Below are 14,079 nucleotides of genomic sequence, written 5' to 3' on the forward strand. Positions count from 1 at the left end.
GACGAAGCCCAGATGGCAGACGTACCCCTCGTCGAGGATCGAGTGCACCATCTCGTGGTCGTACGCGGCGCGCTCCTTGGAGCGGGTGGGGACGGTGCGGTCGGTCGGGGTGTAGGTGGCGGGGCGCGGGGCGGCCGTCTCCGTCATGGTGCTCTCCAGGGCTGTGTCGTCGTCTGTTCCGGCGCGTACGCCGTCATCTGTTCCGGCGGGTACGCCGTGCTCGCCTTGCGTGGCTTATTGCACTAGTGCATACTCTGCTTTGTGCTAGAAGAGTATCGGATCGAGGGTAGGCGCGCAGCTGAGATTGCGGCCAGCGTCGAGCGTGCGGTGGGTTCGGGGGAGTTGGAACCCGGTCAACTGCTGCCGCCGATGCGGGAGTTGGCGGGTCGGCTCGGGGTGAATGCCAATACCGTCGCGGCGGCCTATCGCACTCTGCGTGAGCGCGGAGTGATCGAGACGGCGGGCCGGCGCGGCAGCCGCGTACGGTCCAAGCCGGTGACGACCGCTCGGGAGATCTCCCGACTGGATGTGCCGCCGGGCGTACGGAACCTGACCGACGGCAACCCGGACCCGGCGCTGCTGCCCGCGCTCGCCGGAGTGTTCGCGGCGGCCGGGGCCCACGCGGACCGGGAGCCGGTGCTCTACGGAGAGGCCGCCGTGGAGCCGGAGTTGGCGCGCCTCGCGCGTGCGGACCTGGACGCGGACGGCGTGCCTGACGGGCCGGTCGTGGTCACCTCGGGGTCGCTCGACGCCATCGAGCGGGTGCTGGCCGTGCATCTGAGGCCCGGTGACGCCGTCGCCCACGAGGACCCCGGCTGGCGCAGTGTGCTCGATCTGATCCCGGCGCTCGGGCTGCGCGCGGTTCCGGTCGGCGTCGACGAGGAGGGGCCGCTGCCCGACGACGTACGAGCCGCGCTGGAGGGCGGGGCGCGGGCCCTGATCGTCACCGACCGCGCGCAGAACCCGACCGGCGCCGCGGTGAGCGCCACGCGCGCGCGTGCCCTGCGTTCCGTGCTGGCCCAGTACCCGGAGACCCTGCTCGTCGAGGACGACCACGGGCATCGCATCGTCGACCTGCCCCTGCATCCGCTGGCCGGCGTGACCCGGCACTGGGCGTTCCTGCGCTCGGTCGCCAAGGCGTACGGGCCCGATCTGCGGCTTGCCGTGCTCACCGGCGACTCCGTCACCATGGACCGTGTGCAGGGGCGGCAGCGCCTGGGGCCGGGATGGGTGAGCCGGCTGCTGCAACGGGCCGTTGCCGGGCTGTGGGCCGGCGGCGCGGTGGACGTGCGGGTCGTGGCGGCGGCCTACGGGCGGCGGCGGGACGCGTTGATCGGCGCGCTCGCGGAGCGGGGCGTCGAGGCGTACGGGCGCAGCGGGATGAACGTGTGGGTGCCCGTGCCGGACGAGACCGGGGCCGTCGCGCGACTGCTGCACGCGGGCTGGGCCGTCGCTCCGGGGGCCCGCTTCCGGATGAACGCGCCACCTGGGCTGCGGATCACCGTCTCGACCCTCGCGCCGGACGAGGTCGGGGCGTTGGCGGACGCGGTCGCCGCCGCGGTCGGGCCGGCACCCGATCGCCGGTACGTCTGAGTCCGGGGCGCGGCGAACCGGGGAGCGGGGGAGCCGGGGACCTGATGACGCGGTCGCGGGGTCGTGCGGTGGGCTCAGGGCTTGGGCCTGGCGGGCTTGGTGGGCCTGGTGGGCCTGGACTGGGTGAGTGCGGCGCCCACCAGCACGATGACCGCGCCCACCGGTGTCGACCAGGCCAGCGACTCACCGAGGATCGCGACGCCCGCGGCGGTGGCGATGACCGGGATGAAGTACGTGACCATCTGGGCCGTCGTGGGACCGACCTCGGCGACCAGGCCGTACTGGATGAGAAGGGCGAGGCCCGTGCCGAGCGTGCCCAACGCGATGATCGCGAGCAGCGGTACGAGCGGGAAGTGGGTCGGCAGGGTCGTGAACAGCGGGGTGACGACTGCCAGTTGGGCCGTCGCGAGCAGCAGCTGGGCGCCGGTCAGCGAGAGGTTGGAGTGGCTCGAGCCGGCCAGTGTGCGGCGGATGTAGATCCAGCCGATCGGGTAACTGAGCGACGCCAGCAGGGCCATCGCGGTGCCCGCGGCGTCCAGGCCGTGGAAGCCCTGCCAGGCGCCGAGCACCGTCAGCACGCCGAGGAAGCCGAGGCCGAGGCCCGCGACCCGGCGGCGGGTGGGCCGGTCCTCGGAGAGGGCGACCAGCGACAGGGCCATGCCCCACAGGGGTGAGGTCGCGTTGCAGATACCCGCCAGCGTGGACGGAATCGTCAGCTCGGAGTACGCGAACAGCGAGAACGGCAGGGCGTTGAGGAGCAGGGCCGAGACCGCCAGGTGACCCCAGGTGCGCGCTCCGCTCGGCAGTCGGTCCCGCTTCCAGGCGATGGCGACCGCGAGCACCAGCGTCCCGAACAGCAGGCGGCCGAACGTCACTTGGAAGGGGGCGTAGCCATTCGTGCCGACCTTGATCAGGAGGAAGCTGAAACCCCAGATCAGGGACAGACCGGCGAAGCGGAGGCGCCAGTCGAGGGCTCGGCGACGGCGAAGAGGCGGGGCGGTGCGGAGTGAGCCCGGCGGTGCGGTCGACAAGGGGACGGGAGAAGTCTGGGGCTCGGTCGCGGCGCTCATGAGGACCACGATGGGGGATCACGATCTCGTAGCACAAGCGAGACTTCTATCGCGGTACCTCGTAGTATTGCTTACATGTTGAATCTGGAGCGCCTGCGTACCCTCGACGCCCTGGCCCGGCACGGCTCGGTCAGCGGTGCGGCCGAGGGGCTGCATGTGACGACCTCCGCCGTGTCCCAGCAGATGTCCAAGCTGGAGCGGGAAGTCGGGCAGCAACTGCTCGCCAAGAACGGGCGGGGGGTGCGGCTCACCGACGCGGGGCGGCTGCTCGCCGACCATGCCGCGCGCATCCTGTCCCAGGTCGAGCTCGCCCAGTCCGATCTGGAGGCCCAGCGCGGGCAGGTGATGGGGGAGTTGAGGCTCGCCGCGTTCCCCACGGCGGCGCGCGGGCTGTTCCCCACGGCCCTTGCCGCGCTGCGTGCCGAGCATCCCGGGCTGCGGGTTCGCTCGCGTGAGCTGGAGCCGGAGACCGGGGTCGCCTTGGTGACGCGCGGCGACCTCGATCTGGCGGTCGTTCTCGACTGGTACAACAAGCCGTTGCCGCTGCCGGACGGTCTGGTCAAGGCCTCGCTTCTCGACGATCCCACCGATCTGGCGCTGCCTGTCGGGCATCGCCTCGCCGATCGTCCGGAGGTGGACCTGGCGGATTTCGTCGACGACGAGTGGATCGCCTGGGACGAGGGGGAGTTCTGCCACGAGTGGCTGCTCTTCACGCTGCGGGGCAAGGGGATCGAGCCGGTCATCGCGCACCGGGCGGTGGAGCATCACACGCAGCTCGCGATGGTCGCGGCGGGGCTCGGGGTGTGCGTGGCGCCCCGCCTCGGGCGGGATCCTGTGCCGGCCGGGGTGCGGACCGTGCCGGTTCGGCCGCGTGTGACGCGGCATGTGTATGCGGTGTGGCGGGCCGATGCGGATCGGCGGCCGGCGATCCGGGCCGCTGTGGATGCGTTGCGCTCCGCGGGGGTGCGGGTTTCTTAGGCGGTTTTTGGGTGCGGGATGGTTGTGGCTGGGTGCGCAGTTCCCCGCGCCCCTTATAGGGGCGCGGGCGCCCCGCCCCTCCTCACAACGAAGCGAGTTTGCGGAAGTCCCATGACGCCGTTGCCACCGGTGTCAGGCGCATCCAGGCGTGTCTGCCGTCGTGGGGCATTTCGTCGAGGGCGAAGTTCTTGCGGGCGAACAGGCGCTCCACGGAGTCGAGTTCGGGGTAGGGCTCGCCCGTGCGGGGGGCCTCGCCGATGAACTCGACGGTGCCTGAGAGTTCGACGCCCCGCAGGTCGTCGTACTCCTCGCCGGTGTCGACGACGACCGCGACGCGGGGGTCGCGGCGCAGGTCGGACCAGCGTTTGCTGCGGGTGATCGAGTACAGCCAGAGGGACTTGCCGTCCCAGACGAACCAGAGCGTGCTGACGTGCGGCGCGCCGTCGGCCGACACGGTCGCCACCCGGCAGGTGCGTTGGGTGGTCAGGAACTCGTCGAGCTCGTCGGGTGTCATCATGATCCTTCGGCCCCGGCGCTGAGTGACGGCCATACGGTTCCCCATTTCTGACGTGACGTCAGAAAAGCATGGGGTGTCTTCCGTCCGTACGCAATGGTGGTTACGCTCGCCCGCCACCGCAGACCAGGTCGACCGGGCCGCGCAGGGTCCGGGGACCACCCGTGACAGGGGGAGCCCATGCCGTCGCACGAGCAGCTCAGTGAACTCCTCGACCCCGCGACCACGGTCCTGCTGACCGTCGAGTGCCAGCAGGGTGTCGTGGGCCCGGACAGCGCGTTGCCCGAACTGGCCAAGGAGTTCCGTGCCTCGGGCGCGCTCGCCCAGGTCGCCCGTCTCGTCACGGCGGCCCACGAGAGCGGCGTACAGGTCATGCACGCGGTCGCCGAGCGCCGTCCCGACGGACGGGGGGCCAACCACAACGCCCGGTTGTTCCGCGCGGCCGAGCGGTTGCCGGTGCGGCAGTTGTCGGGGACCACCGCGGTACGTGTCGCGCCGCCCATCGAGGTCGCCGACGAGGATCTCGTCGTACGCCGTCTGCACGGTCTTTCGCCGCTCGCCGGTACCGATGTCGACGCGCTGCTGCGCAACCTCGGCTGCCGGACGCTGATCGTGACCGGTGTCTCCGCCAATGTGGCCGTGCCCAACGCGGTGTTCGACGCGGTGAACCGCGGCTACACGGTCGTCGTCCCGAGCGACGCCATCGCGGGGGTGCCTTCCGACTACACCCCCGCGATGATCCGCAACACGCTCGCCCTGGTGGCCACCGTCGCCACCACGGACGAGGTACTGGCCTGTCTCAAGCGACCCCGCCGGGTCAGCCGAGCGTGATCGAGTCCCCGCTGACGGTGATCTTGGCGGCGGTGAGGCCACTGGTCGCGGGCCCCTTCTTGACGCTGCCGTCCGCGGCGTTGAACTGGCTGCCGTGGGCGGGGCAGGTGATGGTGCCGTCGGCGACGCTGTTGATCTGCTGCTTCTGGTGCGGGCACACCGTCGAGTAGGCCTTGAACTCACCGGCCGTCGGCTGTGTGACGACCACCCCCTGGTCGGCGAATATCTTGCCGCCGCCCTCCGGGATGTCGGTGGTCTTGGCCAGCGCCGCGCCGCCGCCGGAGCCCGACGACGCGGAAGCGTCGGAGGAGCCGGACGAACTGTCGTCGGAGCCCCCGCAGGCGGTGAGCGTGGCGGCGATACCGGCCCCGCCGAGTGCTGCCAGGAGGGTGCGACGGCAGAGCGCCGGCGCAGGTTTGAGCGATTCGCTGGACATAGTGGCGGTCCCTTCCACAGATGTGCAGATGCGCGTTTGTGAAGTTGTGTGTTGATCCAACAAGGGGTACGGGTACGTCACCCGCGCAGTTCAGGCGGTTCAGGAATCGAGCGACTTCTTGATGAAATCGAGATCCAGCCTGAGCAGGGTGTCTATCACGCCCTCCTGTGTCACCGAGTGCGTGGCTCCCGGCAGCGGAAGCACGGTGTGCGGCCGGCCCGCGGCGAGCAGCGCCGCCGAGAACCGCAACATGTGTGCGGGCGCCACATTGTCGTCGGCCATCCCATGTACGAGCATCAAGGGTCGCGTCAACTTGTGCGCGTGGGCCACCAGGGAGCAGCGTTCGTAGTCCTCCGCCTGGACGTCCGGGTGGCCCATGAACCGCTCCTTCCAGTGCGTGTCGTACAGCCGCAGATCGGTCGGCGCCGCGCCCGCGACCGCCGCGTGGAACACGTCGGGCCGGTGCAGCACGGCCCCCGCTGCGAGATAGCCGCCGAAGGACCAGCCCCGGATGGCCACGCGTCCCGTGTCCAGATCGGGGAAGAGCTCCGCTGCCGCGCGTACGGCGTCCGCCTGGTCCTCGATCACGGGCATCAGCTGGTCCCCGTGGATGGCGGTCTCCCAGGCCCGGTCGCGACCCGGAGTGCCCCGTCCGTCGACGCACAGCACCGCGAAGCCCTGGTCGGCGAACCACTGGTTCACGGCGTGGTGCCAGGCGGCGGCCTGCACGACCTTCTGCGCGCCGGGCCCCGAGTACGAGTGCACGATCACGGGCAGTCGGCCCGCCCCCGGTTCGTACGACGTCGGCAGGTACAGCGCCGCCCGCAACTCCCGCTCGCCCAGGGTCAGGAACCGGGGGCGAGGCTCGGTCACGGGCCGCTCGGCCAGCACCCGGATCCGCCCGGCCGGTCCGCCGTCCCGATGCACCGTCACCGTCTGCCCGTCGAGGGTGGTGCTGTCCAGGACGGCGGTGTCGCCCCCGATGGTGGCACGGTGCACGCCCGGCTCGTCGGTCAGCCGCTCGAAGCCCTTCTCCGGGTCGTACGACCAGACGTGCGTCTCCGTCGGCTCCTCGGACGCCGTGAAGTAGAGCCGGTCGCCCACCACGCCGAGCAGTTCGTGGACGTACATGCTCTCCGGGGTGCGCACCCCCGTTTCGGTCAGCAGCAGTCCGCGCGAGCCCTCCTGGGTGGTGAGGACGAGACCGGCGGTGGCGGTGGTGGCCGGGGTTCCGGGTATGAACTCCAGCCAGGCGGCGTCCCGGAGATGGTGGAGCGTCGTGGTCAGGCCCGTGGAGGAACCGATCCGGAGCAGATACGCCGAGCGCTGGTCCCGGGTCTGCACGACGGCGGAGGGCCCGGCGTCGTCCCAGGCCGCGTGCACGACGTACTCGAAGGACGGGTCGGTCCACTCACCCACCGGATGCGGCCCGGAAGCTTCCTCGGGGAGCCGCACCTCGACGCGCTCGCCGTCGAGGCCCACCACGTGCAGCGACAGCTCGGCGTTGGCGGTGCCCGCGGCCGGGTACCGGATCGCACGCGGCGGACGTGTCGGGTTCGCCGGATCGCCGATGAACCACTGCTGGACGGGTGAGTTGTCGACGCGTACCACCAGCAGCGCGTCCCCGTCCGGCGACCACCAGAAGGACCCTGTGCGGTGCAGCGACTCGGCCGAGACGTGGTCGGAGAGCCCGTACGTGATCTCCGGGCCCTCCGGCCTGGCCAGCGCGCGGTCGGCCGTGCCGTCGATGCGTACGACGCGAAGCGCGCCGTCACTCACGTACGCGATGCGGGAGCCGTCGGGGCTCGGGCGCGGGGCGACGACCGGGCCCGCGGTGGGGATCCGGTGCGGGACGCCCTCGTCCGTGCGTACGGCCCACAGGGCGCCCGAGAGGGCGAACACGACCAGGCGGACGGCCGCGTCGGCGGCGTACGAGACGATCCCCGCGCTCGTCTCGCGCGCCCGCTCGCGCCGGATGCGTTCGGCCTCCGGGACCTCGCCGTCGTCGCCGAGCGCGAGCGGGTCGGCGAGCAGCCGCTCCTCGCCGTTCTCGTACAGCCACAGCAGGCTCGTCGTGGAGCGGCCGCTCGTGGTGCGCAGGAAGACGACGCGGTCGCCGTCCGGCGAGACGGTGAAACCGCGCGGCACACCGAGGGAGAAGCGTTTCGTACGGGCGTGCTGCAGGGGCAGGTCTTCGGCGGTCACAGGTGATCCCTTCGTGCGAGTGGACGGGGAACGCCCCAGTAACCTGGGGCGATGCTCAAGGAAGTCAGCGCGACCCGCTATGTCACGCCGTTGCGTGAGGGCGGCTCGCTGCCGGGGCTCGTCGAGGCCGACGATCTCGGGACGTACGTCATGAAGTTCACCGGCGCCGGACAGGGGCGGAAGACCCTCGTCGCGGAGGTGGTCTGTGGTGAACTCGCCCGTCGCCTGGGCCTGCGCGTACCCGGCCTGGTCACGATCGGGCTCGATCCGGTGATCGGGCTCGGTGAACCGGACCAGGAAGTGCAGGAGTTGCTCAAGTCGAGCGGGGGGCTGAATCTCGGGATGGATTTCCTCTCCCGGTCGATCGGCTTCGACGCCCTCGCGCACCAGGTGAGCCCGGAAGAAGCCGGGAGAATCGTCTGGTTCGACGCGCTGGTCAACAATGTCGACCGATCGTGGCGGAACCCTAACATGCTGGTCCGGAACGGCGATCTGTGGCTCATCGACCACGGCGCCACCATGATCTGGCACCACAACTGGCCCGGGGCGACGGCCTCCGCGGCCAAGCCGTACGACGCCTCCGACCACGCACTCGCGCCGTTCGGCCCCGACATCACCTCCGCCGCCGCGGAGTTGGCGCCCCGTGTCACCGAGGAACTGCTCGCCGAGGTGACCGCGGCGATCCCGGAGGAGTGGCTGCGGGACGAGCCGGGGTTCGAGTCGACGGACGCGCTCAGGCGCGCGTACGCCGAGCCGCTGCTCGCCCGCGCCGCCACGATTCACGAGCGCGTCCGGACGAGCCAGGAGGGCACGAAGTGAGCGAGCGCGACGGCCGTGACGGTCGCGATGTCTACGAGTACGCGCTGCTGCGGGTCGTTCCGCGCGTCGAGCGCGGGGAGTACTTCAACGCGGGCGTGCTCGTGTACTGCCGCGCGAAGTCCTTCGTGGCTGCCCACACCCATCTCGACGAGACCAAGCTGCGGGCCCTCGACCCGGAGGCGGACGCGCCCGGGGTGCGCGCCGCTCTGCGGGCCGTCGAGAGCGTCTGCGCCGGGGGAGCGGCGGCGGGTCAGGCCGCGCGCGACGACGCCGGGCGGCGCTTCCGCTGGCTGATCGCGCCCCGCTCCACGGTCGTCCAGCCGGGGCCCGTGCACACCGGGCTCACGGCGGATCCCGCCGCCGAGGCTGTGCGGCTGCTCGACCTGCTGGTCAGGTAATGGCTCACACCGGCCGAGCAGGCCGTTGACACTGGGTGCCAAGGCTTCTAGCGTCACGTCTGCTGAAGGTACTAAGCGGTCGCTCACCAGAGGGGCGTACCGTGAGAGCCGCAGGTTTGGTCTTTCAAGGGCTTCCCAAGGGCGAGGAGAACCAGCAATGTCCACCTCAGAGCAGCGCGTCGCCGTAGTCACCGGTGCCGCGCGCGGCATCGGCGCCGCGACCGCCGTACGACTGGCCGCCGAGGGCCGCGCCGTCGCGGTGATCGACCTCGACGAGGCCGCGTGCAAGGACACCGTGGAGAAGATCACCGCCGCCGGCGGCAGGGCGATCGCGGTGGGCGCCGACGTCTCCGACGAGGCGCAGGTCGAGGCCGCCGTGGCGCGCGTCGCCGAGGAGCTCGGGGCGCCGACGATCCTGGTGAACAACGCGGGCGTGCTCCGTGACAACCTGCTGTTCAAGATGAGCGTGTCGGACTGGGACACGGTCCTGAACGTGCACCTGCGCGGCTCCTTCCTGATGACGCGGGCCGTCCAGAAGTACATGGTGGACGCCAAGTTCGGCCGTGTCGTCAACCTCTCCTCCTCCTCGGCGCTCGGCAACCGCGGCCAGGTGAACTACTCCGCCGCCAAGGCCGGTCTGCAGGGCTTCACCAAGACCCTCGCGTTCGAGCTCGGCAAGTTCGGCGTCACCGCGAACGCCGTCGCGCCCGGCTTCATCGTCACCGACATGACCGCCGCCACCGCCGAGCGGGTCGGTATGGGCTTCGAGGAGTTCCAGGCCGCGGCAGCCACCCAGATCCCCGTCCAGCGCGTAGGCAACCCGGACGACATCGCCAACGCGATCGCCTTCTTCACGGGCGACGCGGCCGGCTTCGTCTCCGGCCAGGTGCTGTACGTGGCCGGCGGACCGCTCAACTAGGGCCGGGGGAACAGGAACATGACCACTGTGGAACTCTCCGGCAAGGTCGCCCTCATCACCGGTGCGAGCCGCGGCATCGGCTACGGCGTCGCCGAGGCGCTGCTCGCCCGCGGCGACCGGGTGTGCATCACCGGCCGCAACGAGGACGCGCTCAAGGAGGCAGTCGAGACACTCGGCGCCGACCGCGTGATCGGCGTCGCGGGCAAGGCCCACGACGAGGCCCACCAGGCAATCGCCGTCGAGCGCACCATGGAAGCCTTCGGCCGTATCGACTTCCTGGTCAACAACGCCGGTACGAACCCGGTGTTCGGGCCGATCGCCGACCTCGACCTCAACGTGGCACGCAAGGTGTTCGAGACCAACGTCGTCTCCGCGCTCGGCTTCGCCCAGCGGACGTGGAAGGCGTGGCAGAGCGAGAACGGCGGCGCGATCGTCAACATCTCCTCGCTCGCGGGCGTCCAGGCCTCGCCGTTCATTGGGGCGTACGGCATCAGCAAGGCCGCGATGATCAACCTGACGCTTCAGCTGGCGCACGAGTTCGCGCCCAAGGTACGGGTCAACTCCATCGCGCCCGCCGTCGTCAAGACGCAGTTCGCCAAGGCCCTGTACGAGGGCCGCGAGGAGGAGGCGGCTGCCGGCTACCCCCTTGGCCGGCTCGGCGTGCCGTCGGACATCGGCGGCACCGCCGCGTTCCTGACCTCGGAACAGTCGGACTGGATCACCGGGCAGACGCTGGTGGTCGACGGCGGGAAGTTCCTCAACGCCGGAGTCTGACAACGGAACTCGATCGCGGACGCCCGGGCGGCTTGGCCGAAAAACGCCCGGGCGTCCGCCTGTCCAGGGGCCTACCAGGAAAGAGACCGTTCCGACACGTTCCGCGATACTTGCTGATCAAGGGCCCTGCCAGTGTGAAGGCCCATGCGGCCGGGCGCTGCGGTATCGTGCGCCCACCCTTGTGGTATGGCCGATCGAGGAGCGTGCGCGTGTTCAAGCGGGACAGATACCTGCGTCAGATGGGGGCGATCACGTCCATATCCCTGGTCGCCGGATGCGGCGTATTCTCCTCGGACTCTTCCGACGAGGGGAAGTCGATCCTCGTGGGGACGACGAGTGAGCCCAGCACGCTGGATCCGGCGGCCTCCTGGGACAACTCGTGGGAGTTGTTCCGCAACGTTCACCAGGCTCTTCTGAACTTCCCCGCCGGCGCGTCCGAGCCCGAACCCGACGCCGCCGAGAGCTGCCAGTTCACCAACGGTTCGAGCACCGTGTACAGCTGCAAGCTGCGTACGGGACTGAAGTTCTCCAACGGGCACAAGCTGGACGCGAAGGCCGTCAAGTACTCCATCGACCGGATCAAGAAGATCAACGTCAACGGCGGCCCCGCCGGTCTGCTGAACAGCCTCTCCCGCGTCGAGGCGAAGGGCGACCAGGAGGTCGTCTTCCATCTCAACCAGCCCGACGCGACGTTCCCCTTCGTGCTCTCCACGCCCGCCATGTCGATCGTGGACCCCGAGGAGTACCCCGCGAACGCGCTCCGCAAGGACGGCAAGGTCACCGGGTCGGGGCCGTACAACCTGGAGTCCTACGAAGAGGGCAAGCAGGCCGAGCTCGTCAAGAACGGCAACTACAAGGGGATCGCGGACCGGAAGAACAACGCCGTCACCATCCGCTACTTCCGGGACTCGGCCGCGATGGCCGACGCCCTCCGGGCCAAGCAGATCGACGTCGTCTACCGCGGTCTGCGCGCCTCGGACATCGTGGACATCCAGGACAACAGCGGGGACGAGGGTCTCCAGCTCGTCGAGAACCCCACCACCGAGATCAGCTACCTGGTGTTCAACCCCAAGGACCCGTGGGCCAAGAAGATCTCGGTCCGCAAGGCGATCGCCCAGATCGTCGACCGGCCCGCGCTCGCCCACAACATCTACAAGGACACCGTCGAGCCGCTGTACTCGATGATCCCCAAGGGCCTGGTGGGCCACACCACGGGCTTCTTCGACGACTTCGGGAACCCCAGCGCCACCAAGGCCAGGCAGATCCTGGCGGACGACGGCATCACCGAGGCCGTCCCGCTCACCCTCTGGTACACCACCGACCGCTACGGCTCCCAGACCAAGCCGGCCTTCGAGGAACTGAAGCGGCAGCTGGAGGCCGACGACCTGTTCAAGGTCACGCTCAAGAGCCGCCCCTGGAAGACGTACGTCGGGGGCTACCAGAAAGGCGAGTACCCGGTCTTCGGGCGCGGCTGGTTCCCCGACTTCCCGGACGCCGACAACTTCATCGCCCCCTTCGTGGGCGAGCAGAACGCGCTCGGCACGCCGTACGACACCCCTGAGATCACCGGCAAGCTGATACCCGACTCGCGCCGGGAGAGCGACCGCGGGGCGGTGGCCCCGGAGTTCGAGAAGGCCCAGCAGATCCTCCTCGACGACGCCCGCCTGCTGCCGCTGTGGCAGGGCAAGCAGCACGTCGCCGCGAACGAGGAGATCGGCGGCGCCGAGAACGCCATCGACCCGGCGACGATGATGGCGATGTGGGAGCTGTACTGGAAGACCAGCTGGTAGCGCGGGCACTTGGGCACTCGGGCCCGATTGTCAGTGGGCGCCTGTAGGTTCTGTGCTCTGACGGTGGCCGCGCCTCGCGCGGCCACCCACGGCCGTGTGTTCCGCGGCCGTGAAGTGAGCGCACACCGGAGGAAGTTGACGTGACCGACACCGCCATGCTGCCCGAGTCCTGGCGCGGCGTCCTGGGCGAAGAGCTCCAGAAGCCCTACTTCAAGGAGCTCACCGAGTTCGTCGAGGAGGAGCGCGAGAAGGGTCCCGTCTACCCGCCGCGCGAGGAGGTCTTCGCCGCGCTGGAGGCGACGCCGTACGAGAGCGTGAAGGTGCTCGTCCTCGGCCAGGACCCGTACCACGGCGAGGGCCAGGGCCACGGCCTGTGCTTCTCGGTCCGTCCGGGCGTGAAGACCCCGCCCTCGCTGCGCAACATCTACAAGGAGATGCAGGCGGAGCTCGGCACACCGATCCCCGACAACGGCTATCTGATGCCGTGGGCCCAGCAGGGCGTCCTGCTGCTCAACGCGGTGCTGACGGTCCGCTCCGGCGAGGCCAACTCGCACAAGGGGAAGGGCTGGGAGAAGTTCACGGACGCGGTGATCCGGGCCGTGGCCGACCGGCCCGACCCGGCGGTCTTCGTCCTGTGGGGCAACTACGCGCAGAAGAAGCTCCCGCTCATCGACGGGGAGCGGCACATCGTGGTGAAGGGCGCCCACCCCTCGCCGCTGTCCGCGAAGAAGTTTTTCGGCTCGCATCCGTTCACACAGATCAACGAGGCGGTCGCCAAGCAGGGTCACGACGCGATCGACTGGCGGATCCCTGACCTGGGCTGACATCACGTCACGCCGTCATCCCGGCATCCCATGACGCCCCTGTCACCGCGGCGTGTGCCACGGCCGCCGTCGTGGGCCGCTGTCACGAGGACCCGGTCCGGCCGCACGCCGGGCCGGGTTCTGTTGGTGAGGGGGATCGGTCCGGCTGGTCCGCCGGACCGATCCGGCCGGTCGGTGTGCCTGATCCGGTCGGTGGTCCGGTCCGGCTGGCAGGCAGGTCCGGTCCGGTCCGGCCGGTCGGTGGGCCGTCCGTCACCGGCCTGGCCCAGTGGCACGCGGGGCCCCCGGGGCTGCCTGAGCTCGAATGTCAGTGTCTGCCGTTAGCGTCGGGAGAGGTGACGGAACGACCGGCGCGGGCGCTGCGGCCGGCGGACGAGCGTGGAGGACGACCCGGTGGCGGAGCAACAGGAACAGGCGGCGGCGGACGCGATGATGACCAGGATCGGGCAGGTCGCCATGCTCCTCCACGGCGGTGACCGCGAGGAGGCCCGAGGCCGCTTCCTGGACCTGTGGACCGAGATCGGCGAGGACGGCGACGCGCTGCACCGCTGCACCCTCGCGCACTACATGGCCGACGCCCAGGACGACCCCTCGGACGAACTGGCCTGGGACCTGCGGGCCTTGTCGGCGGCGGACACTCTGACGGACGGGTCGACGGACGCGCGGATGAACGAGTCGACGGACGCGCGGCTCGTGGAGCAGCAGCAGTCTCTCGCGGTGCGGGCCTTCTACCCCTCCCTGCATCTGAGCCTCGCCGTCGACTACGCGAACCTCGGCCGCTCCGAGGCCGCCCGCAGTCATCTGCGCCGGGCCCGCGACACCGTGGGCGTCCTCGGCGACGACGCGTACGGGGACGGTGTCCGGGCGGGCATCGGCCGCCTGGCGCTGAGGCTCGACGAGGAGGGGCCGTCGGGCGGGGCGCCCGAAC

General features: G+C 70.4%; 14 protein-coding genes and 1 pseudogene. 10 read left to right on the forward strand and 5 right to left on the reverse strand.

All coding sequences use genetic code 11. The annotated features are described in order from the left end of the window. Positions 1 to 147: pseudogene (locus tag AOK17_RS53065) on the reverse strand (pyridoxamine 5'-phosphate oxidase family protein); the annotation flags it as partial. Between the two features lie 114 nt (positions 148 to 261). On the opposite strand from AOK17_RS53065, the gene AOK17_RS45140 reads away from it, so the two are divergent. After that, positions 262 to 1,593: an aminotransferase class I/II-fold pyridoxal phosphate-dependent enzyme gene (locus AOK17_RS45140; RefSeq protein WP_055618465.1), complete on the forward strand. Its 1,332-nt coding sequence runs from the start codon at positions 262 to 264 to the stop codon at positions 1,591 to 1,593. Between the two features lie 74 nt (positions 1,594 to 1,667). Here AOK17_RS45140 and AOK17_RS45145 read toward each other — a convergent pair whose 3' ends face one another. Continuing rightward, positions 1,668 to 2,663 (reverse strand): DMT family transporter, encoded by a 996-nt coding sequence (locus AOK17_RS45145; RefSeq protein ID WP_079053656.1) that lies wholly within the window; start codon positions 2,661 to 2,663, stop codon positions 1,668 to 1,670. Between the two features lie 75 nt (positions 2,664 to 2,738). Between AOK17_RS45145 and AOK17_RS45150 the strand changes: the two genes are divergently transcribed. Further along, positions 2,739 to 3,641 carry a LysR family transcriptional regulator gene (locus tag AOK17_RS45150; protein WP_055618467.1) on the forward strand — a complete coding sequence of 301 codons (903 nt, stop codon included), beginning with the start codon at positions 2,739 to 2,741 and terminating at the stop codon, positions 3,639 to 3,641. An 82-nt stretch (positions 3,642 to 3,723) separates the two neighbouring features. Here the strand turns inward: AOK17_RS45150 and AOK17_RS45155 are convergent, their stop codons facing one another. Next, the gene (locus AOK17_RS45155; protein ID WP_055618468.1) at positions 3,724 to 4,191 is read right to left on the reverse strand and encodes a pyridoxamine 5'-phosphate oxidase family protein; all 468 of its coding nucleotides are present in this window, start codon (positions 4,189 to 4,191) and stop codon (positions 3,724 to 3,726) included. A 144-nt stretch (positions 4,192 to 4,335) separates the two neighbouring features. On the opposite strand from AOK17_RS45155, the gene AOK17_RS45160 reads away from it, so the two are divergent. After that, complete coding sequence (locus AOK17_RS45160) at positions 4,336 to 4,986, forward strand: cysteine hydrolase family protein (protein WP_055618469.1); 651 nt, start codon at positions 4,336 to 4,338, stop codon at positions 4,984 to 4,986. Here AOK17_RS45160 and AOK17_RS45165 read toward each other — a convergent pair. Both AOK17_RS45165 and AOK17_RS45170 read right to left on the reverse strand, forming a co-directional pair. Then, positions 4,973 to 5,422, reverse strand: a complete 450-nt coding sequence (locus tag AOK17_RS45165) for a Rieske (2Fe-2S) protein (protein ID WP_055618470.1) — start codon at positions 5,420 to 5,422, stop codon at positions 4,973 to 4,975. The two genes, AOK17_RS45160 and AOK17_RS45165, sit on opposite strands and share 14 nt — an antisense overlap. Before the next feature lie 99 nt (positions 5,423 to 5,521). Next, positions 5,522 to 7,627, reverse strand: coding sequence for a prolyl oligopeptidase family serine peptidase (locus AOK17_RS45170; protein WP_055618471.1), 2,106 nt, complete (start codon positions 7,625 to 7,627; stop codon positions 5,522 to 5,524). A gap of 51 nt (positions 7,628 to 7,678) precedes the next feature. Here AOK17_RS45170 and AOK17_RS45175 point away from each other — a divergent pair, with 51 nt between their 5' ends. From AOK17_RS45175 to AOK17_RS45210, 7 genes are all read left to right on the forward strand, one after another. Next, positions 7,679 to 8,446 (forward strand): HipA family kinase, encoded by a 768-nt coding sequence (locus AOK17_RS45175; RefSeq protein ID WP_055618472.1) that lies wholly within the window; start codon positions 7,679 to 7,681, stop codon positions 8,444 to 8,446. Beyond that, positions 8,443 to 8,844 (forward strand): DUF3037 domain-containing protein, encoded by a 402-nt coding sequence (locus tag AOK17_RS45180; protein WP_055618473.1) that lies wholly within the window; start codon positions 8,443 to 8,445, stop codon positions 8,842 to 8,844. Before AOK17_RS45175 ends, AOK17_RS45180 begins: the two co-directional genes overlap by 4 nt. Before the next feature lie 157 nt (positions 8,845 to 9,001). Beyond that, entirely contained in the window at positions 9,002 to 9,763 is a 762-nt protein-coding gene (gene fabG, locus AOK17_RS45185; RefSeq protein WP_055618474.1) for a 3-oxoacyl-ACP reductase FabG, read from the forward strand. 18 nt (positions 9,764 to 9,781) lie between these two features. Further along, positions 9,782 to 10,537, forward strand: coding sequence for an SDR family oxidoreductase (locus AOK17_RS45190; protein WP_055618475.1), 756 nt, complete (start codon positions 9,782 to 9,784; stop codon positions 10,535 to 10,537). A gap of 209 nt (positions 10,538 to 10,746) precedes the next feature. Then, positions 10,747 to 12,327 (forward strand): ABC transporter substrate-binding protein, encoded by a 1,581-nt coding sequence (locus tag AOK17_RS45195; protein ID WP_055618476.1) that lies wholly within the window; start codon positions 10,747 to 10,749, stop codon positions 12,325 to 12,327. A 140-nt stretch (positions 12,328 to 12,467) separates the two neighbouring features. Next, positions 12,468 to 13,151 (forward strand): uracil-DNA glycosylase, encoded by a 684-nt coding sequence (locus AOK17_RS45200; RefSeq protein ID WP_055618477.1) that lies wholly within the window; start codon positions 12,468 to 12,470, stop codon positions 13,149 to 13,151. 393 nt (positions 13,152 to 13,544) lie between these two features. Continuing rightward, on the forward strand, positions 13,545 to 14,079 hold a 535-nt coding region (locus AOK17_RS45210; RefSeq protein ID WP_055618479.1), incomplete at its 3' end, for a hypothetical protein.

Source organism: Streptomyces phaeochromogenes (genome assembly GCF_001418655.1).
Lineage (GTDB): Bacteria > Actinomycetota > Actinomycetes > Streptomycetales > Streptomycetaceae > Streptomyces > Streptomyces phaeochromogenes.

Coding starts and splice junctions, on each gene's coding strand:
- AOK17_RS45190 (WP_055618475.1), top strand. CDS start 9,782: ATGACCACTGTGGAACTCTCCGGCAAGGTCGCCCTCATCACCGGTGCG.
- AOK17_RS45155 (WP_055618468.1), bottom strand. CDS start 4,191: ATGGCCGTCACTCAGCGCCGGGGCCGAAGGATCATGATGACACCCGAC.
- AOK17_RS45165 (WP_055618470.1), bottom strand. CDS start 5,422: ATGTCCAGCGAATCGCTCAAACCTGCGCCGGCGCTCTGCCGTCGCACC.
- AOK17_RS45145 (WP_079053656.1), bottom strand. CDS start 2,663: ATGAGCGCCGCGACCGAGCCCCAGACTTCTCCCGTCCCCTTGTCGACC.
- AOK17_RS45175 (WP_055618472.1), top strand. CDS start 7,679: ATGCTCAAGGAAGTCAGCGCGACCCGCTATGTCACGCCGTTGCGTGAG.
- AOK17_RS45160 (WP_055618469.1), top strand. CDS start 4,336: ATGCCGTCGCACGAGCAGCTCAGTGAACTCCTCGACCCCGCGACCACG.
- AOK17_RS45150 (WP_055618467.1), top strand. CDS start 2,739: ATGTTGAATCTGGAGCGCCTGCGTACCCTCGACGCCCTGGCCCGGCAC.
- fabG (WP_055618474.1), top strand. CDS start 9,002: ATGTCCACCTCAGAGCAGCGCGTCGCCGTAGTCACCGGTGCCGCGCGC.